Origin of the sequence: Arthrobacter sp. FW306-2-2C-D06B (genome assembly GCF_021789175.1) — a bacterium.
Taxonomy (GTDB): domain Bacteria; phylum Actinomycetota; class Actinomycetes; order Actinomycetales; family Micrococcaceae; genus Arthrobacter.
In genome coordinates, this window is the sequence record NZ_CP084560.1 from 1,232,037 (window position 1) to 1,251,266 (window position 19,230).

20 protein-coding genes and 1 riboswitch are annotated in these 19,230 nt (G+C 64.4%); of the genes, 15 read left to right on the forward strand and 5 right to left on the reverse strand.

All coding sequences use genetic code 11. The annotated features are described in order from the left end of the window. Window positions 1–208 precede the first annotated feature (208 nt). Both LFT47_RS05880 and LFT47_RS05885 read left to right on the forward strand, forming a co-directional pair. The gene (locus LFT47_RS05880; protein ID WP_236818386.1) at window positions 209–1,639 is read left to right on the forward strand and encodes an amino acid permease; all 1,431 of its coding nucleotides are present in this window, start codon (window positions 209–211) and stop codon (window positions 1,637–1,639) included. Next, window positions 1,636–3,360 carry a flavin monoamine oxidase family protein gene (locus tag LFT47_RS05885; RefSeq protein ID WP_236816140.1) on the forward strand — a complete coding sequence of 575 codons (1,725 nt, stop codon included), beginning with the start codon at window positions 1,636–1,638 and terminating at the stop codon, window positions 3,358–3,360. Before LFT47_RS05880 ends, LFT47_RS05885 begins: the two co-directional genes overlap by 4 nt. Here LFT47_RS05885 and LFT47_RS05890 read toward each other — a convergent pair. From LFT47_RS05890 to purU, 3 genes are all read right to left on the reverse strand, one after another. Then, window positions 3,357–3,881, reverse strand: coding sequence for a gamma carbonic anhydrase family protein (locus LFT47_RS05890; protein WP_236816142.1), 525 nt, complete (start codon window positions 3,879–3,881; stop codon window positions 3,357–3,359). The two genes, LFT47_RS05885 and LFT47_RS05890, sit on opposite strands and share 4 nt — an antisense overlap. Window positions 3,882–3,974: 93 nt before the next feature. After that, window positions 3,975–4,646, reverse strand: coding sequence for a class I SAM-dependent methyltransferase (locus LFT47_RS05895; RefSeq protein WP_236816144.1), 672 nt, complete (start codon window positions 4,644–4,646; stop codon window positions 3,975–3,977). A 97-nt stretch (window positions 4,647–4,743) separates the two neighbouring features. Next, a complete protein-coding gene (purU, locus tag LFT47_RS05900; protein WP_236816146.1) occupies window positions 4,744–5,604 on the reverse strand; it encodes a formyltetrahydrofolate deformylase in 861 nt (286 codons plus the stop codon). 36 nt (window positions 5,605–5,640) lie between these two features. Next, window positions 5,641–5,726, forward strand: a riboswitch (ZMP/ZTP riboswitch). Window positions 5,727–5,816: 90 nt separating this feature from the next. On the opposite strand from purU, the gene glyA reads away from it, so the two are divergent. From glyA to LFT47_RS05965, 13 genes are all read left to right on the forward strand, one after another. Continuing rightward, window positions 5,817–7,130, forward strand: a complete 1,314-nt coding sequence (glyA, locus tag LFT47_RS05905) for a serine hydroxymethyltransferase (protein ID WP_425550536.1) — start codon at window positions 5,817–5,819, stop codon at window positions 7,128–7,130. An 8-nt stretch (window positions 7,131–7,138) separates the two neighbouring features. Further along, on the forward strand, window positions 7,139–8,050 hold the full coding sequence (locus tag LFT47_RS05910) for a bifunctional methylenetetrahydrofolate dehydrogenase/methenyltetrahydrofolate cyclohydrolase (RefSeq protein ID WP_236816148.1): 912 nt from the start codon (window positions 7,139–7,141) through the stop codon (window positions 8,048–8,050). Window positions 8,051–8,152: 102 nt separating this feature from the next. After that, complete coding sequence (locus LFT47_RS05915; RefSeq protein ID WP_236816150.1) at window positions 8,153–9,283, forward strand: sensor histidine kinase; 1,131 nt, start codon at window positions 8,153–8,155, stop codon at window positions 9,281–9,283. Beyond that, entirely contained in the window at window positions 9,280–9,945 is a 666-nt protein-coding gene (locus LFT47_RS05920; RefSeq protein WP_236816152.1) for a response regulator transcription factor, read from the forward strand. Before LFT47_RS05915 ends, LFT47_RS05920 begins: the two co-directional genes overlap by 4 nt. Window positions 9,946–10,078: 133 nt before the next feature. Continuing rightward, complete coding sequence (locus LFT47_RS05925; RefSeq protein ID WP_236816154.1) at window positions 10,079–10,378, forward strand: SHOCT domain-containing protein; 300 nt, start codon at window positions 10,079–10,081, stop codon at window positions 10,376–10,378. Between the two features lie 229 nt (window positions 10,379–10,607). Then, window positions 10,608–11,537, forward strand: coding sequence for an ABC transporter ATP-binding protein (locus LFT47_RS05930; RefSeq protein ID WP_236818394.1), 930 nt, complete (start codon window positions 10,608–10,610; stop codon window positions 11,535–11,537). Next, complete coding sequence (locus LFT47_RS05935) at window positions 11,530–12,351, forward strand: ABC transporter permease (RefSeq protein ID WP_236816155.1); 822 nt, start codon at window positions 11,530–11,532, stop codon at window positions 12,349–12,351. Before LFT47_RS05930 ends, LFT47_RS05935 begins: the two co-directional genes overlap by 8 nt. Then, window positions 12,348–13,181: an ABC transporter permease gene (locus tag LFT47_RS05940; protein WP_234751259.1), complete on the forward strand. Its 834-nt coding sequence runs from the start codon at window positions 12,348–12,350 to the stop codon at window positions 13,179–13,181. The genes LFT47_RS05935 and LFT47_RS05940 overlap by 4 nt, the downstream gene beginning before the upstream one ends. Window positions 13,182–13,248: 67 nt before the next feature. Next, the gene (locus LFT47_RS05945) at window positions 13,249–13,821 is read left to right on the forward strand and encodes a hypothetical protein (protein WP_236816156.1); all 573 of its coding nucleotides are present in this window, start codon (window positions 13,249–13,251) and stop codon (window positions 13,819–13,821) included. A gap of 10 nt (window positions 13,822–13,831) precedes the next feature. Beyond that, window positions 13,832–14,665, forward strand: coding sequence for an exodeoxyribonuclease III (locus tag LFT47_RS05950; protein WP_236816157.1), 834 nt, complete (start codon window positions 13,832–13,834; stop codon window positions 14,663–14,665). Window positions 14,666–14,684: 19 nt separating this feature from the next. Next, on the forward strand, window positions 14,685–15,776 hold the full coding sequence (gene trpS / locus LFT47_RS05955) for a tryptophan--tRNA ligase (RefSeq protein ID WP_236816158.1): 1,092 nt from the start codon (window positions 14,685–14,687) through the stop codon (window positions 15,774–15,776). A 4-nt stretch (window positions 15,777–15,780) separates the two neighbouring features. Next, a complete protein-coding gene (locus LFT47_RS05960) occupies window positions 15,781–16,473 on the forward strand; it encodes a 2'-5' RNA ligase family protein (RefSeq protein ID WP_236816159.1) in 693 nt (230 codons plus the stop codon). Beyond that, window positions 16,361–17,497 carry a YihY/virulence factor BrkB family protein gene (locus LFT47_RS05965; RefSeq protein ID WP_442863437.1) on the forward strand — a complete coding sequence of 379 codons (1,137 nt, stop codon included), beginning with the start codon at window positions 16,361–16,363 and terminating at the stop codon, window positions 17,495–17,497. The genes LFT47_RS05960 and LFT47_RS05965 overlap by 113 nt, the downstream gene beginning before the upstream one ends. A 91-nt stretch (window positions 17,498–17,588) precedes the next feature. Here the strand turns inward: LFT47_RS05965 and LFT47_RS05970 are convergent, their stop codons facing one another. Continuing rightward, window positions 17,589–18,353, reverse strand: coding sequence for an alpha/beta hydrolase family protein (locus tag LFT47_RS05970; protein ID WP_236816160.1), 765 nt, complete (start codon window positions 18,351–18,353; stop codon window positions 17,589–17,591). Between the two features lie 94 nt (window positions 18,354–18,447). Continuing rightward, window positions 18,448–19,230 (reverse strand): succinate dehydrogenase iron-sulfur subunit, encoded by a 783-nt coding sequence (locus tag LFT47_RS05975; protein WP_236816162.1) that lies wholly within the window; start codon window positions 19,228–19,230, stop codon window positions 18,448–18,450.

A 19,230-nucleotide genomic window follows, 5' to 3' on the forward strand; every position in this document is an offset into this window, starting at 1 on the left:
ATAGGTCATTTTGCACCGCCGTGAGAGCTGGCTCACAGGCTTACGGTTGTCAGGGGAAACCGCCAACTACTCTGAAGGGACGTCAACGGTGACTGTGCCTACCTCCACCCAGACCAAGCCAACGCACGCCACGAATACAGATCCCGGCAACGCCACGCGCCGCCCGGGGCTCGGTTCGCAGCTCCTGCGCCGCAAGCCGATCGGGCAGATGGTCAGTGAAGCCGGAAGCAGCCAAAGCGGTACGCCGCTCGTCCGCAGCTTCGGTGTCCTCCAACTGACGATGATCAGTGTCGGCGCGACCTTGGGCACCGGCATCCTGGTGATCCTGGGCGAATCCGTGCCGCTGGCCGGACCCGCAGTCTGGATCTCCTTTGTGGTCGCGGGCCTGGCCGCCCTGTTCTCCGCAGTGTCCTACGCCGAAATGGCGGGCCTCGTGCCCGTTGCCGGGTCCAGCTACTCCTACTCCTACGCCACGATGGGCGAGGGCATGGCCTGGATCTGTGGTTGGTGCCTCGTCCTCGAATATGCGGTCTCCGTGGCTGCCGTTGCCGTCGGCGCCGGGCAATACGTGAACGAAACCCTCGCCGCGTTCGGCCAAGTCCTGCCGGACGCGATGTCCCAGCCGCCGGGGAGCGGCGGCGTCGTCAACATCCCGGCCATGCTGATTGTGGTCCTCGCGATGGTCCTGCTGGTGCGGGGTGCCAAGGAAAGCGCCTGGATCAACACCGTGATCGTGACGATCAAGATCGTCATCCTGCTCTTCTTCTGCGCCGTTGCGTTCACCGCGTTCAACGCCGGCAACTTCGAACCGCTCATGCCCATGGGTGCCGCGGGTGTTTCGGCCGCCGCATCAAGGGTGTTCTTCTCGTACATCGGCTTCGATGCCGCTTCCACTGCCGGCGAAGAGGCCCGCAACCCCAAGCGCGACCTGCCCCGCGCGATCCTGCTCTCCATGGTGATCGTGACCAGCATTTACGTCCTGGTTGCCGTGGCCGCCATCGGTGCCCGCCCCTGGGAATGGTTTGGCGGCACCGAAGCAGCCCTCGTCCAGATCCTCGAGGAAACCACCCACCAGCCCTGGATCGCGCTCGTCTTCTCCATCGGAGCCGTGATGGCAATCGCCAGCATCGTGCTGACGGTCCTCTACGGCCAGACCCGGATCCTGCTCTCCATGTCCCGCGACGGACTGGTCCCCGAGGTCTTCGGCCGGATCTCCCCGCGCACCGGCACCCCGGTGGCCGGAACGCTCATCGTGGGCACCGCCGTCGCACTCACCGCGGGCCTCGTCCCGCTCGGCGCGCTAGCCGACGCCACCAGCATTGGCACCCTCTTCGCGTTCGCGCTGGTGAACGTCGCCGTGATCTACCTGCGGCGCAACCGCCCCGAGCTCAAGCGCAGCTTCCGCGTGCCGCTCTACCCGATCACCCCGGTTCTGGGCACGCTGATGTGCGCCTACCTCATGGCCAACCTGGGCGCCGACACCTGGGTGGTATTCGGTGGCTGGATGCTCGTGGGGATCGCCCTCTACTTCGGCTACGGACGCCGGAACTCCAAGGTAGCGGCCCTGAGCGAAGAGGAATACCGTGAACTATCCGCCAGGGTCGCCGACCCGGAAACTGTGAAGGCAGAACTTTCATGACCATCGCCACCGAATTGCCCACGGAACCCACACCCCGCCCAGGGGATGCCGGAATTTCCCAAGCAACGCCGGCCGACGCTCCCATCACCATGCTGAACCCGGACTTCCCGTTCAGCTACGACCACTACCTGGCCCACCCGGACGGCCTGGCGGCTGTTCCGCCGGAGCTGTACGGCACGGAGGTCGCGGTGATCGGCGCCGGGCTGTCGGGACTTGTCACGGCTTACGAGCTCATGAAGCTCGGGCTGCGCCCCGTGGTCTACGAGGCCGACCAGATCGGCGGGCGGCTGCGCACCGCGAGCTTCCCCTCCGCCCCAGGAGTGGTGGCAGACCTCGGCGGCATGCGCTTCCCCGTGTCAGGTAAGGCGTTCTACCACTACGTGGACCTCCTCGGCCTGGACACCCAGGAATTCCCCAACCCGCTCGCGCCCGCGACGTCAAGCACAGTGATCGAGCTGGCCGGGCAAAAGCACTACGCCGCCACGTCTGCCGAGCTGCCGGAGTTCTTCCACGAGGTTGCCGCAGCGTGGAAGGCCGCTGTGAATGACGGCGCTGCGTTCCAGGAAATGCAGGAGGCGATCCGGGCCCGCGACACCAAGCGCATCAAGGAGCTGTGGAATGAACTGCTCCCGCTCCTGGATGAGCAGACCTTCTACGGCTTCATCGCCGCAAGCAAGTCCTTCAAGGAGGCTGGATTCGCGCACCGCGAGGCCTTCGGGCAGGTAGGTTTCGGCACAGGCGGCTGGGACACCGACTTCCCCAACTCCATCCTCGAAATCCTGCGCGTCGTCTACACCGACGCTGATGACCAGCACCGGCTCATCACCGGGGGAGCGCAACGGCTCCCCGAGGCACTCTGGCACCACGCGCCGTCGGGCATGGCTCACTGGCCCGTGGGCACCTCGCTCGCATCGTTGCATTCCGGTTCCCCGCGCGGAGCCGTGGAGCGCATTGAGCGCGGAGAGAACGGCGACCTCATGGTGCGCGAACGTTGGGGCCGCGAAACCGGCTACCCCGCCGTCGTGACCACGTGCCAGTCATGGCTGCTGTCCACGCGGATCCACACCCAGGAATCGTTGTTCCCCTCGGAACTCTGGACCGCGATCGAGCGCTCGCACTACATGCAGTCGTCCAAGACCTTCGTGATGGTGGACCGGCCGTTCTGGAAGGACATCGACCCAGAAACGGGCCGCGAAGTGTTGTCCATGACCCTGACCGACCGGCTCAACCGGGCAACGTACCTGCTCGACGACGGTCCGGACAAGCCTGCCGTCATACTGCTGTCCTACACGTGGAACGACGACGCCCTGAAGTGGCTCTCGCTCAGCGCCGAGGAACGCGTGAAGCTCATGCTGCACTCACTCGAGCAGATCTACCCGGGCGTGGACATTGCGAGCCACATCGTGGGCCAGCCCATCACCGTTTCCTGGGAGGCCGACCCCAACTTCATGGGTGCCTTCAAGGCCAACCTGCCGGGGCACTACCGCTACCAGCAGCGCTTGTTCACGCACTTCAAGCAGGACAAGCTGCCGGAGGCCCAGCGGGGCATCTTCCTGGCCGGCGACGACGTCTCGTTCACCGCGGGCTGGGCCGAAGGCGCCGTTACCACAGGGCTTAACGCTGTGTGGGGTGTGGTGAACCACCTCGGTGGATCGTCCGTGGCAGGCAACCCCGGCCCCGGTGATTTGTTGGACGAGCTCGGGCCTATCAGCCTGGACTAGCCCTGTGCGTGCATCCCGCGGTGCGCCGCAGCCAGCTCCCGGTAGTGGGCCGCGTTGCGCTTCACGCCGTCGAGCTCTTCTTCGCTCAGTTCGCGGCGCACCTTGGCGGGCACGCCGGCAACCAAGGAACGGGGCGGGATCACAGTTCCCTCAAGCACGACCGCGCCGGCGGCAATGAGCGAACCGGTACCGATGACTGCGCCGTTCAGGATGGTGGCGCTCATGCCGATGAGGCAGTCGTCCTCCACAGTGCATCCGTGGACGACTGCGCTGTGCCCGACGCTGACGCGTTCGCCGACGGTGCAGGGGAAACCGGGGTCGGCGTGCAAGACCACATTGTCCTGCAGGTTCGAGCCGGCGCCGACACTGATTGCGGCGGTGTCGGCACGGACCGACACACCATAGAAGGCGCTGGAGTCCTCGCCGAGGGTGGCCTTGCCGATGATGGAAGCCGTGGGTGCCACGAAGGCCGTGGCATGGATGGCCGGAGTATCCCCGGCAAAGGTGTAAATGGGAGCCATGGGGCAAGCCTAGATGACGGCGTCCGGTCCACCCATCCCAACTAAGTCGCATTTGTTGTCGTTATGAGCCCTGATAACGACAACAAATGCGAGTCAGTTGGGTGGGCCGGAAGGTGTCCGGAGAACCAGGAACTGGTAGTGCTGGGTCCAATGGCCCGCACCGGGTCCGGACTCGACGCCCGTTCCCTCGGGCCAGGTTTCAAAGTGTTCCACCGTGCCGTGGGCACCGAAGATCCTCTGGACGGCGTCGTCGCTCCTCCGGCTGAAGAACCGCCGCGGCTCGTCATGGTCCTCGGGGTTGAGGACTTCTTCATCGTCACCGGACCAGAGCCCGACGGCGATCGGCGCACCAGCCGCGCTGACCCGCACGAGTTCACGGACGACGTCGTGGATTCCCGCGTTGGGGACGTGCAGGAGGGTGCTCATGGTCCACACCGCGGGGAACGTGGCGTCGGCGAACGGCAGGGACCGGCCGCTCGCCACGCTGGCGTCCAAGCCCTTGGCACGGGCGACGTGGATGCTCTCCTCGGAAAGGTCGACGCCCGTGTAGTGCAGTCCCGCCCGGACGAATTCCAATCCTTCGACGCCGGTGCCGCAGCCCAGCTCGAACAGCGAGTGCCTGTGTTCGTCCTTGAGCAGGCGAATGAACCAATCGCGGCATTCCGTCCGATGCGGGGTCATGGCGCGGGTGTGCAGGAGGGGGGCCTGCCGGTCGTAGAACGCGGCGAGGTCCGCTTCGTGGTCGGCGTCCGGGAAGCCCTGCATGGACCCAGCGTAGAACACCCAACTGACTCGCAGTAGGTGTCGTTATGAGGCGTCAAAACGACAACAAATGCGAGCTAGTTGGGAGGGGGGACGGGCGCTAGTTGAACACCACCGTGCGGGTGCCGTCGAGCAAGACGCGGTGCTCGGCGTGCCATTGCACCGCCTGTGCCAGCGTGCGGCCCTCGACGTCGCGGCCCATCTGCACGAATTGCTCGGCCGTGCGGGCGTGGTCCACCCGGATGACTTCCTGCTCGATGATCGGGCCCTCGTCGAGGTCCGCCGTGACGTAGTGGGCAGTGGCTCCGATGATCTTCACGCCCCGGGCATGCGCCTGGTGGTAGGGCTTCGCGCCCTTGAAGGACGGCAGGAAGGAGTGATGGATGTTGATGGCCTTGCCGTTGAGTTCCGTACAGAGTTCGTTGGAGAGCACCTGCATGTAGCGCGCCAGGACGGTCAACTCGATGCCGTGCTCACGGATGAGTTCGAGCAGCTTCGCCTCGGCCTGGGGTTTGGTGTCCGGAGTGACAGGGATGTAGTGGAACGGGATCCCGTAGAACTCCGCCAGGCCTTCGAGGTCCCGGTGGTTGGACACGATGGCCGGCACCTCGATGGGGAGGGTGCCGGTGCGTTGCTGGAAGAGCAGATCGTTGAGGCAGTGTGCGTCCTTGGATCCCAGGATCAGGGTACGGACCTTCTGGCCCACGGGGTTGATCTGCCACTTCATATCGAACGCTTCGGCCACCGGGGCCAGCGCGGAACTCAGTTCAGCCTGGGTCGAGGACGTCGTGGCTTCCACCCGCATGAAGAAGTTTCCGGTGCTGGGGCTGCCGTATTGCTGGGAATCGGCGATGTTGCAGCCAGCCTCCAACAAAGCGCCTGCAACGGCATGCACAATTCCGGGCCGGTCCGGGCAGGACAGGGTTACAACAAAAGACGTAGGCAGGGTGGAGTCAGTCACACGATCAAGCCTACCGTTGCGCACCTGTTGTACTGTTTAAGTCGTCGCGACTGGCGTTGGGTGGTGTACCACCAGGGAGCGGCATTGATGAAGACCACGGATCGTACGCCTGGGCCGAGGGTCACGTTTTACTGTCGCTGTGCCATGCCCCGTAATCAAAGGCATGGAAAAAACCCAGCCGGTAGCCTGACCTGTAGAAATACCCGTTGCCTATCCAGGAGATCTTCGTGACCACCACCACCATCACCTCCGCGACCATCAGCAACCAGCCGCTCTCCGAGCTCGACCCCGAGATCGCCGCGGTACTGGAACAGGAACTCGGCCGCCAGCGCGGCACCCTGGAAATGATCGCTTCCGAGAACTTTGCGCCCCGCGCCGTCATGGAGGCCCAGGGCTCGGTCCTGACCAACAAGTACGCCGAAGGCTACCCGGGCCGCCGCTACTACGGTGGCTGCGAATACGTGGACATCGCCGAGCAACTGGCCATCGACCGTGTGAAGGCGCTCTTCGGCGCCGAGTACGCCAACGTACAGCCGCACTCCGGTGCCCAGGCCAACGCCGCAGCCCTGTCCGCCATGATCACTCCTGGTGACAAGATCCTCGGCCTTTCCCTGGCTCACGGTGGCCACCTGACCCACGGCATGAAGCTCAACTTCTCCGGCAAGCTCTACAACGTAGCTGCCTACCAGGTTGAAGAAGACAACTTCCGCGTGGACATGGACAAGCTCCGCGAACAGGCCATTGCCGAGAAGCCGCAGGTCATCATCGCCGGCTGGTCCGCCTACCCGCGCCACCTCGACTTTGCAGCCTTCCGTTCCATCGCCGACGAGGTCGGCGCGCTCCTCTGGACGGATATGGCCCACTTCGCCGGCCTCGTCGCAGCAGGCCTGCACCCGAGCCCGGTGCCGCACTCCGACGTCGTTACCTCCACCGTGCACAAGACGCTGGCCGGCCCACGTTCCGGCGTGATCCTCGCCAAGCAGGAATGGGCGAAGAAGCTCAACTCCAACGTGTTCCCGGGCCAGCAGGGCGGCCCGCTCATGCACGTGATCGCCGCCAAGGCCGTTGCTTTCAAGATCGCTGCCGGCGAGGAATTCAAGGAGCGCCAGGAGCGCGTCCTCGAAGGCGCCAAGATCATCGCCGATCGCCTCAACCAGGCCGACGTCGCTGAAGCCGGCGTTTCCGTGCTGACAGGCGGCACCGACGTCCACCTGGTCCTCGTGGACCTGCGCAACTCGCAGCTGGACGGCCAGCAGGCCGAGGACCTCCTGCACTCGGTGGGCATCACCGTCAACCGCAACGCCGTTCCGTTCGACCCCCGCCCGCCGATGGTCACCTCCGGCCTGCGCATCGGTACCCCTGCCCTGGCTACCCGCGGCTTCGGTGCCACCGAATTCACCGAGGTTGCCGAAATCATCGCTTCGGCGTTGAAGTCCGGCTCCGCTACCGACGTTGAAGCCTTGCAGGCCCGCGTCGACAAGCTCGCCGCTGACTTCCCGCTGTACCCGCAGCACGAGCAGTGGTGAACCCGTCCATGGCGCAGACCGCGAAGATCCTTGACGGCAAGGCCGCCGCCGCGGCCATCAAGTCTGAGCTCACTGAGCGTGTCGCTGCCCTGAGGGCCCGCGGCGTAACTCCGGGCATTGCCACTGTGCTCGTAGGTGCGGACCCTGCCTCGCAGCTTTACGTGTCCATGAAGCACAAGCAGTCTGTGGAGATCGGGATGAACTCGATCCAGCGTGAGCTTCCGGCGGACGCCACCCAGGCCCAGGTTGAGGCCCTCATTGACGAACTCAATGCGGACCCCGCCTGCCACGGTTACATCGTGCAGTTGCCGCTGCCCAAGCACCTGGACACCGATGCCATCCTCGAGCGGATCGACCCCGCCAAGGATGCCGACGGCCTGCACCCGACCAACCTGGGCCGGCTGGTGCTCAACGTCAACGGAGAGATCACCTCGCCGCTGCCATGCACACCCCGCGGCGTCATCGAGCTCCTGGAGCGCAACGGCTACAGCCTCGCCGGCAAGCACGTCGTGGTGGTCGGCCGCGGCGTCACGATCGGCCGTTCGATCGGCCTGTTGCTCACCCGGCGGGCCGTGAACGCCACCGTCACGCTGACGCACACCGGCACCAAGAACCTCTCGGAGCTGCTGCGGCTGGCGGACGTGATCGTAGGCGCGGCGGGTGCAAAGCACATCGTCAAGCCTGCGGACGTGAAGCCGGGCGCTGCCGTGCTCGATGTCGGTGTCACCCGCGAAACCGACCCCGAGACGGGCAAGAGCAAGGTCCACGGCGACATCGACCCCGCCGTTGCCGATGTAGCCGGCTGGATTTCGCCGAATCCCGGCGGCGTGGGTCCGATGACCGTGGCGCTGCTCATGACCAACGTGGTCGAAGCCGCGGAACGTCAAGTGGCAGCGGGAAGCGTCTCCGGCGCCGCCTGATTTTGCTCCCCAGCGCTGTGTAGGGCGCCTACTCCCGCGGGAGTAGGCGCCCTACATCGTTAACCCGACGACGCCGGCGCCCTCCGCGGCTAGGCTCGGAGCATGCAGCGGCGTTTCCAGGGTCCTCCCACGAGTTTCATCGTGATCGCGGTTGCCCTGATCCAGGTCTTGGGGACCGTCTTTTCGGCGAGCCATCAGGCTGCCCTGCGCCCCTTGGACCCGCTTGCGTTCATGCTGCTTTTGGCCGGTCCCGCGGCCTTGGCTTTCCGGACACGCAGGCCCGCCGTCATGCTGCCGATCACCCTCGCAGCCACGTCCAGCTATTTACTTCTCGGTTACGCGTGGGGTCCCATCGTGCTGTCCCTGGCTTTCTCGATCGTCCTCACCGCCGCCGCGGGGCTGCGCTGGCAGGCCTGGCTTGGGGCGGGAATTTGCGCCGTAGCCGTCGTGCTGATGGCTGTCCTCGCGGGGGATGAGACGGGGTTGGTCCGGGCCTCTGCCGGTGTTGCCTGGGCGGCGATCCTTGTCCTGATCGGTGAAGGCTTCCGACGGCGGGGCGAGCGGATGGCCGAATACCGGCGTCGGCGGGAGGCCGCGAAACAGGCCGAACGCGACGAGTACCGGCTCACGCTCGCCCGGGACATCCACGATGTGGTGGCCCACTCTCTCTCGATGATCAACGTCCAGGCTTCCGTGGCGCTCCATCTGGGAACGAACGATCCCGAGAAACTCCGCCCGGCGCTGGAAGCCATCAAGGCAGCGAGCAAGGAATCCCTGGCCGAAGTCCGTCAGCTCCTCGGGGTGCTGCGCGACGACGCCCCGCTGAGTCCCGCGGCGCCGCCAAGTCTGGGGCGGATCCCGGAACTCGTGGACGACGCGAGGCGGGGCGGCTTGGAAGTGCGGTTCGAAAACTCGGTAGGGGCGGACAGGGCAGGCCCAACCCAGCAGGAAGCCGCCTACCGGATCGTCCAGGAAGCGCTAAGCAACGTCCGCAGGCACTCAGGCGCGGCGTCCGCCGTCGTACTTCTCGAATTGGCGGGGAACGCGCTGCGGGTGAGGATCGACGACGACGGCGGAGGCCTCCGGGTAGCGGCCGCCGGGAACGGGCTGCGGGGCATGCGGGAGCGCGTCGAGGCCCTTGGCGGCACGCTTGGCCTGACGCCGCTGGAGCCGGGGCTGCGCGTGGAAGCGAACCTCCCGCTGAACGCCGGGCAAGAAGGACACCAGCGATGATCCGCTTGCTGCTCGCCGACGACCAGAACCTGATCCGCGCGGGATTCCGTGCCCTCCTGGACGCTGAACCGGACATGGAAGTGGTAGCGGAAGCCGGTACCGGCCGGGACGCCGTGAGGTTGGCCGAGCGTGAGGCGCCCGACGTCGTGCTCATGGACATCCGCATGCCCGATGGCGACGGGCTGGCCGCAACCCGGCAAATCCTGGCCAACCCCCGCCTCGCCCACACCCGGATCATCATCCTCACAACGTTTGAGCTGGACGAATATATCGCCGAGGCCGTGCGTGCGGGCGCGGCCGGCTTCCTCGTCAAGGACACCGAACCGGAGGAACTGATCCGCGCCGTGCGGGTAGTTCACGACGGCGACGCGCTCCTTTCGCCGTCCGTGACCCGCCGCATCATGGCCCAGCTTGCCCTGCACAGCAAGGCGGCGTCGAAGACAGTGCCCCTGGACCAAATCACGGATCGGGAACGGGAAGTCCTCGCGCTGGTAGGCGAAGGCCTGAACAACGCTGAGATCGCCGAGCGGCTGTTCATCACCCCGCTGACGGCGAAGACGCACGTTTCACGAATCATGACCAAACTGCTGGTCCGGGACCGTGCCCAATTGGTGGTGCTGGCATACGAATCCGGCTTGGTCCGGCCGGGCTGGAGCAGCTAGCCCTGTCCCGCAGTCTCCCGGGGGAGTAGGCGGCAGGGCGCAAGTGACTCCCGGTGGCCGACGCGTTTCGATGGGCCAAAAACCAGACTGGAACCAGAGCCGAGATACGGCCTGTTGAGAGTTTGGACTGGACATGTTGACATCACTGAGCACCACCATCGGCGCCGCGGCCGCGCAGCTTCCCGCCGACGTCGTCCATGGACCGGGGGACGGATTCGTCTTCTGGCCGTTTTTCCTCCTGATCCCGCTGTTTTGGTTCCTGGTCATCGGATTCTTCATCTTCTTCGGCCGCCGGATGTGGCGCCGGAACCACTATTGGGCAGCAACCCAAGGCGCCGAAAGCGTGCTGAGGGAGCGCTACGCACGGGGCGAAATCGACGAGACCGAGTACCGCCAGCGCTTGGAAGTGCTGCGGACCCATCCGACGAAGTAGGGAACGGGCGGATTCTGCTGGATCACTCGTCTGGATAAACCGTCAGGCCTTGGAATCGAGAGGTTCCAGGGCCTGAGGTTTGGCGTGATCCAGCAGAATGTCGCTCAGGGTCCAGAGATTTAGTCCAGAAAATTGCGGAATACCTCTTTCACGTATTCCTTGGCTCTACTAGTCTGCTGGGGTGCACAATGAAGCCACCCGTTCTTTCTCCACGTCAGCCAGCTTCGAGATGAACCCAGCCGCAGTCATCACAGCCGAAAACCTCACCAAGAGCTACGGCGAGCTCACGGCCGTCGACGGTATTTCCTTCGAGGTCCCGGCAGGGGAGTCCTTCGGACTGCTTGGCCCCAACGGCGCCGGCAAATCGACCACCATGAAGATGATCGGCGGAGTCTCCCAGCGCACGTCCGGGAAGCTCAGCATCATGGGCCTGGATCCGGAAACCCATGGTCCGGAAGTCCGTGCGCACCTCGGGGTGGTGCCGCAGCAGGACAACCTGGACGAGGAACTGAAGGTCCGCGAAAACCTGATTGTCTACGGCCGCTACTTCGGCCTGCCCTTGAGCTACTTGCGTCCCAAGGCCGATGAGCTGCTCGAGTTCGCCCAGCTGACGGACAAAGCCAAGTCCAGGGTCGATGCTCTCTCGGGCGGCATGAAACGGCGTCTCACGATTGCCCGCTCGCTCATCAACGAGCCCAAGATCCTGCTCCTGGACGAGCCCACTACCGGACTGGACCCGCAGGCCCGGCACATCCTTTGGGACCGGCTGTTCCGGCTCAAGGAACAAGGTGTCACGCTGATCCTCACCACGCACTACATGGACGAGGCCGAACAGCTTTGCGACCGGCTGATCGTGGTGGACAAAGGTAGGATCATGGCCGAAGGCTCGCCGGCGAGCCTGATCCGTGAATATTCCACGCGCGAGGTGCTTGAACTCCGCTTCGGTTCGGAACGAAACGCCACCATCGGAGTCGAACTCGCGGGCATCGGCGAACGCGTCGAGACGCTACCGGACCGGGTGCTCATCTACGCGAACGACGGCGAATCGGCCCTGGAGCAGGTCTCCGCGCGCCGGCTCCGTCCCCTGACTTCGCTCGTGCGGCGTTCTTCGCTGGAGGACGTCTTCCTCCGGCTGACCGGACGGAGCCTCGTTGACTAGCGCGCACTCGCCGGCCGTTTCAGCCAGCCGGGCGAAGCGCTGGGGATCCTTCTTCTACGCCGAACAGGTCCTGCGAGTGATGCGCGGCTACGGCTGGTCCGTCTTCCTGTACAGCGTGGGGCAGCCGGTGGCGTACCTGTTCGCGATGGGAGTCGGGCTGGCGAGCCTCGTGGATGCGAACAGCGCGGCCGTGTTCGGTGGCGTGAACTACCTGACTTTCATCGCACCCGCACTGTTGGTTTCATCCGCCGTCATGACGGCGTCGGGGGACTTTTCCTACCCGATCATGGACGGCTTCAAATGGCGCCGCGTATTCTATGGCCCGCACGCCTCCCCGCTCGTACCCCAGCAGATCGCCGCGGGGCACATCATGGCCAGTGCCTTGAAGTTCCTCGTGCAATCAGTGGTCTACTTCGCGATCGTGGCCATGTTCGGTGCCTCGCCGAGTCCGTGGGGATGGGTGTCGGCGATAGTTGCGACAGTGGCCGGTTTGTCCTTCGGGCTGCCGCTCATGGCTTATGCCTCGACCATCACCAAGGACTCCGGCCAGTTCGCGTTGGTGCAGCGATTCATCGTGGTGCCGCTGTTCCTGTTCTCGGGCACGTTCTTCCCGCTGGATTCGCTGCCGCTCGGGGTGCGATGGATCGGTTGGATCTCCCCGGTGTGGCACGGAACGCAACTGGGCCGCGTCTTCACCTATGGACTCGAGGAGAATCCCTTGTTGACCCTGACCCACGTCGTGTTCCTTGTGGGCGCCGCCGCTGCCGGTTGGACGCTGACTCGCCGCCAGTTCGTCAGGAGGATGGGGACATGAGCGTTCTTACGGGAGGCCATAGCGCCACCGACGCTGCCCGGGAACGCACCTTCGGCCCGCTGTACTCCCGCAACGCGCTGGCTGTTGTGTCCCGGGGCCTCATGGCAGCGAAAAGCAGCACCTGGTTGATCCTCGTCTCCGGGTTCTTCGAGCCGGTACTGTACCTCATTTCGATGGGCGTCGGGCTAGGGCCCATAGTGGGTACCGTGGCGGGGCCCGGCGGCCAGGAGATCAGTTATGCGGCCTACATCGCTCCCGCGCTCCTGGCCGTGTCCGCAATGAACGGCGCCGTCTACGACTCAACCTGGAACGTCTTCTTCAAGATGAACTTCGCCAAGCTGTACCAGGGAATGCTCTATACCTCCCTTGGACCATTGGACGTGGCCATCGGCGAGATCTTCCTGGCCCTGCTGCGCGGACTCCTGTATGCCACGGGGTTCACGGCCGTGATGGCCGTCATGGGACTCATCACCACGCCATGGGCCATTCTCGTCATTCCGGCCTCGGTGCTGATCGCTTTCGGTTTTGCGAGTTTCGGCATGGGCATCACCAGCTTCATGAAGACCTTCCAACAGATGGACTGGATCAACTTCTTCATGCTGCCGATGTTCCTTTTCAGTGCCACGTTCTACCCGCTGAGCGTCTATCCGCAATACATCCAGTGGCTCATCCAAGCGATGCCGCTGTGGCACGGCGTGGAACTCCTGCGGCAGATCAGCATTGGTTCCTTCAGCCCGGCCACGGCAGTCCATATCGCCTACTACCTCGTGATGATCGCCCTCGGGATCACGCTCACCACCGGAAGGTTGCGCAAGCTCTTCCTGAAATAGCCGGCCAGGCTGTTCGCCGGGGGTGGAAGAGAGCGGTTCGCCGCCGGGAGTTTGCGACAATGGGTGCATGCGATCCCTCGGCGACTCCCCGTCATCTGTTCCCTCGTCCGCTTCCGCCAGGAGCCCTTTCAAAGGCTTCCGCATCGGTGGACTGGGCATGACCGTGGTGCTCATCGCTTTCCTCGTGGCCGTGATCTTCGCGGCCAACCACAACGACGTCGTCGGCTGGATCGTCGCCGTTGTCTCCTTCGGCTGGCTCGCCCTCGCCGCCTTCGTGGTCTTCAGCATCCAGAAGGCCGCCAGGCGGGCCGGTGAAAAACTCACCGAAGCCCAGAACGCCTTCAACGCGGCAACCGGCCGCGCGCCGTCGTCGTCGAGCGCCGACCACGGTGGCACCCGGGTGGTCTCGGAACGGAACGAAGCGGATGAAATCCGGGACCTCAAGCTGGACCACTCCTTCAAGATCGTCCAGGTGCAAGTACGAGTGGTCGAGGACGAACGAGCCAAGGGCGACGCAGCCGACCAGGACACCATCAATCGCGCCCTGGAGACCATCGCCATCACGTCGAGCAATGCCCGGGACATGATCAAGTCCTCCGGCGGCGGTGACGAGCCCGTCTCGGGCACCATCATCGACTAGAGTAGGCGGGGTGAGCTCGGCATTGAAGAAGGACTTCCTTCGCATCGCAACGGTCAACGTCAACGGCATTCGCGCCGCCTTCAAGAAGGGCATGGCGGAATGGCTGGAACCGCGCGACGTCGACATCCTGTGTCTCCAGGAAGTCCGCGCGCCTGACGAGGTGGTTCAACAACTCATCGGCGAAGGCTGGTACATCCTGCACGCCGAGGCCGAGGCAAAGGGGCGCGCCGGCGTTGCAATCGCCTCCCGGCAGGAACCGGTTGCCACACGCGTGGGCATCGGCGACGACTACTTCGCCACCGCTGGACGCTGGGTCGAGGCCGACTACGTCGTTCGGGACGGCGGCGGCAAGGACACCACCCTGACGGTCGTTAGCGCTTATGTGCACTCCGGCGAAGCGGACACGCCCAAGCAGGTGGACAAGTACCGCTTCCTGGATGTCATGACCACGAGGCTTCCGGAACTTGCCAAGCACAGTGAGCATGCACTCGTTGTGGGCGACCTCAACGTGGGCCACACCGAGCTCGACATCAAGAATTGGAAGGGCAACACCAAGCGTGCCGGTTTCCTTCCTGAGGAGCGCGCGTACTTCGACCGCTTCTTCGGCGACGAGATCGGATGGAGGGATGTCCACAGGGGCCTGGCAGGAAATGTCGATGGCCCCTACACCTGGTGGTCCCAGCGCGGTAAGGCCTTCGACACTGACACAGGCTGGCGCATCGACTACCACATGGCCACTCCTGGACTCGCGGCAGCCGCACTTTCGGCCGTCGTCGACCGGGCGCCGTCGTGGGACACCCGTTTCTCCGACCACGCACCGCTGGTAGTCGACTACCAGCTCTAGGCTTTCGAAAGTTTTCCTCATGACCAGTTCCACCACGACTGAACCCGCTGCAGCTGCAGCCAAGGCAACATCCACCAAACTGGCCGCCGGAGCAAGGCACCGCGTGCTGTCCGGCATGCAGCCCTCTGCTGACTCCCTCCACCTGGGCAACTACCTGGGTGCCTTGGTCAACTGGGTCCGCATGCAGGACGAATATGACGCCATCTTCTTCATCCCGGACCTGCATGCCATTACGGTGCCGCAGGATCCCGCCGAGCTGGCCCGCCGGACACGCGTCACCGCTGCGCAGTACATCGCCGGCGGCGTAGATGTGGACAAGTGCACGCTGTTCGTCCAGTCCCAGGTTCCTGAGCACGCCCAGCTGGCGTGGGTTCTGGGCTGCATCACTGGCTTCGGCGAGGCCTCGCGCATGATCCAGTTCAAGGACAAGTCGCTGCAACACGGTTCGGACCACGCGAGCGTCGGGCTCTTCACGTACCCGATCCTGCAGGCAGCCGACATCCTGCTGTACCAGCCACACGGGGTACCCGTAGGCGAAGACCAGCGGCAGCACATTGAACTGAGCCGGGACCTCGCCCAGCGCTTCAACAGCCGGTACGGTGAGACGTTCCAGGTGCCGCAGGCCTTCATCCAGAAGGAAACGGCCAAGATCTACGATCTCCAGAACCCGACGGCCAAGATGTCCAAGTCCGCGGAGTCGCCGGCCGGCCTGATCAACCTGCTCGATGATCCGAAGATCACGGCCAAACGCATCAAGTCGGCAGTCACGGACACCGAGACGGAAATCCGTTTCGACCGCGAAGCCAAGCCAGGAGTGTCCAACCTGCTGAGCATCTACTCGTCCATCAGTGGCCAACCGGTGGAGAAGATCGTGGCGGACTACGAAGGCAAGATGTACGGCCACCTGAAGGTCGACCTCGCTGAACTCGTTGCAACCCATCTCGGGCCGATCCGGGACCGCGCCAACGAGCTTCTGGCCGATCCGGCCGAGCTCGACCGGCTCCTCGCCCATGGGGCGGACAAAGCCCGGGAGATCGCCTCGGCCACGCTCGCCGACGTCTACGCCAAGGTGGGCTTCCTGCCTTACGGCGGAGCACAAGGAATCCGCTAAAGCCATGTGCGCAGCTGGCAAGCTCAGCGTCCAGGCCGGCTCCCTTTCAAGGGGAGCCGGCCAGGCGGCTGACGCCCGCCTGGACACGGGCGCACACCAGTCTGCCAGCGCATGCGGGGACAACATGTGCGTAGGGGTCATCCTGGGTTTCCCCCGTGAAGTCGCCCAGGAACTGCAGCAATGGCGTGCATCCTTCGGCGATCCGATGGCGGAAGTCATCCCGGCCCACATCACCCTCGTCACCACGACGCCTGCCCAGGACTGGGAAGCAACCCTCGAACACGTTCGCGATGTCGCCCGGCGCCAGGCACCATTCGAGATCACGATTTCCGGCACGGGCTCCTTCCGTCCGGTGTCCCCGGTGGTGTTCCTGAAGGTCGAAGACGGTTTCGAGGAGTGTGTGGGCCTGCACGAACAACTGCAGACCGGCCCCCTCGAACGCGAACTTCCTTTCCCCTACCACCCGCACGTGACGGTAGCCCACGACGTCGCTCCCGCAAGCTTGGACGAGGCCGAAATGGTGCTCAAGAACTACAGCGCCACCTTCCCTGTGGTTAGCATGGGACTTTACGAGCACGACGACAATGGCATTTGGCAGCTACGGGAAGAGCTCGACTTTGGCGGCGACGCAGACCAAGCACGGAAAAACACAGCACAACGACCGGCAGCAGGCCGAAAGGCCACCACTGCCGACTGAAGGGGCGCAGCTGAAGCTGCAGCTCATTCACCGTCAGGTCGAATGGGGCAAAGCCAGGCGCTCAGGCAATAGGGGCGCCACAATACCGGCGTTCATCAATCTGGCCCTCGCCCGGCTGAGCAACTTCCGGCCCATGCGCGCCTTCAACCTCTACAACCTGCGCCACGGACCGCTGTTGAGCGCCGGCATAGGCTTCACCATGTTCTTCTCCATCACAGGACTGCTGGCCACGGGATTCGCCGTGACCGGCTTGGTCCTCAATGGGCAACCCCAACTGGTTGATTCAATCGTCTCGAGCGTCGCCACGGCTGCCCCGGGACTCCTGAAAACCAACGGCGGCAACGGCCTGGTGGATCCGCATGATCTCCTCAATCCCACAGGACTCGGTTGGACTGCCGCCATAGCCGCCGTCGTCACGGTATTTACCGCGCTCGGCTGGATCGCCGGGATCCGGGAGGGTCTTCGCGGAGTCTCCGGGCTGGAGTCCGTACAAGAGAACCCCCTGCTGATGAAGGCCCGCGACGCCGGTACCCTCCTGCTGCTCGGCGCAGCCTTGGTGGTCAGCGCCGGTGTTTCGCTGGTGTTCGGGACGGCAGCCGGATGGATCATCGAACGGCTCGGGTTGGCCGACGCCGTTGCCGGCCCCGTCACGTGGCTCGTTCGCACGGCCGTTCCACTGGTCCTCAACTGGGCGACGGCGGTGATCATGTTCCGCTTCGCAGGCCGCCTGAAACTTCGCCGCCAAGCGTTCGTGGAAGGAACAGTGCTGGCCGGAATCGGAACCACCATCCTCCAGATCTTCAGCACGGAGTTGCTGGCGAATGCCGGACGGAACCCCATCCTGGCCTCATTCGCCATCATCATCGGGCTTCTGATCTGGTTCAACCTGGTCAGCCAGGTCTACTTGGTCTCCGGGGCGTGGGCGGCCGTCCGGGAAGCGGATACCGGCGCACAAGAGCACCCCAAGCCGGCCCTCGGATCGCGGCACCCTTCGCCGCGCACGTTCCACGCAAGGGACTCCTGAAGTCAGCCAGCGCCCCAACTGACTGGCAGTTGTTGTCGTTTTGGAGCTTCATAACGACAACAACTGCGAGTTAGTTGGGCTGGGTCTCGCGCTAGTCGCCGAGGTATTGCCCGGCCCAGGCGGAGATGATCCCTGCAACCCGGGCTGCTTGTCCTTTGCCCGTCAAAAGGTGGTCGCTGCCTTCGAGCGAAATGAAGCTCCGCGGGTGCCGTGCCGTCTGGAAGATTTCGCTGGCGTTGTCGATGCCCACGGTGTTGTCTGTGGGGGAGTGCAGCACCATGAGGGGCCTGTGCAGGGTACGGATGCAATCCCTGAGATCGGCCTTCTCCACGTCTTCCACAAAGTGTCGGCGAACCTCCATGCGCCTGCCGCCCAAATTGACCTCAGCGCTGCCTTCGCTGAGAATCGTGCTGACTTCGGCGTCGAACATGTGCTCCACATGCCTGGGCTGGAACGGGGCGCCGACAGTCGCCACGGCACGTACCTCCGGGAGGCTGAGGGCGGCGGCCAACACGGCGGCCCCGCCGAAGGAGTGGCCCACGAGCAGGGAGATTTCCTTGCCTTCGGCTCGCATGAACTCTGCGGCGCGGATGGTGTCTGCCACTTTCACGCTGAACGATCCTGCTGACCAATCGCCGGCTGAGTCACCCAGTCCAAGGTTGTCGAAGCGAAGCATGCCGACCCCGAGATCCGCCAAGCCTTTGCAGATGCGCGAGGCTGACGGGCTGTCCTTTCCGAGGGTCAGACCATGGGAAAACACACCCCAGCCCCTGACAGGGCCCTCAGGCACGTCCACGATCCCAGCCAGGAGATCTCCGGTGCTGCCTTCGAAGGTGATCTTCGTGGATTTGGACACCTGTCCGCCTTTCGTTGTGCGAGCGAGTCTTAAACAACGACGACGGCGGACCCCACCAAGGGGACGCCGTCGTCGTCGTATTCTAAATTCCGGACTAGATCTTGCGTGCCAGGATGGCCTGCTTGACCTCGGCGATGGCCTGGGTCACCTGGATGCCACGCGGGCAAGCCTCCGAGCAGTTGAAGGTAGTGCGGCAGCGCCACACGCCTTCCTTGTCGTTGAGGATCTCCAAGCGCATGTCACCGGCATCGTCGCGCGAATCGAAGATGAAGCGGTGCGCGTTCACGATGGCGGCCGGGCCGAAATACTGGCCGTCCGTCCAGAACACGGGGCAGGACGACGTGCAGGCAGCGCACAGGATGCACTTGGTGGTGTCGTCGAACCGTTCACGGTCCTCGACCGACTGCAGGCGTTCCTTGGTGGGCTCGTGGCCCTTGTTGATCAGGAACGGCATGACCTCGCGGAAGGACTGGAAGAACGGCTCCATGTCCACGATCAGGTCCTTCTCCACCGGGAGGCCCTTGATCGGTTCAACTGTGATGGGCTTGGAGGTGTCCAGGTCCTTCAGCAGGGTCTTGCACGCGAGGCGGTTACGGCCGTTGATGCGCATGGCGTCGGAGCCACAAACGCCGTGGGCACAGGAACGGCGGAAGGACAGCGAGCCGTCGATCTCCCACTTGATCTTGTGCAGGGCGTCCAGCACGCGGTCGGTACCGTACATCGTCAGCTGGTGGTCTTCCCATGCGGGCTCTTCCGAGACCTCCGGGTTGTAGCGTCGCACTCGCAGCGTGATATTGAAGGTGGGAATTTCCCCTCCTCCACCAATGTGCGCGGGCAGCTCGATCTTGGATGCTGGCTCAGCAAGTTCAGCAGACAT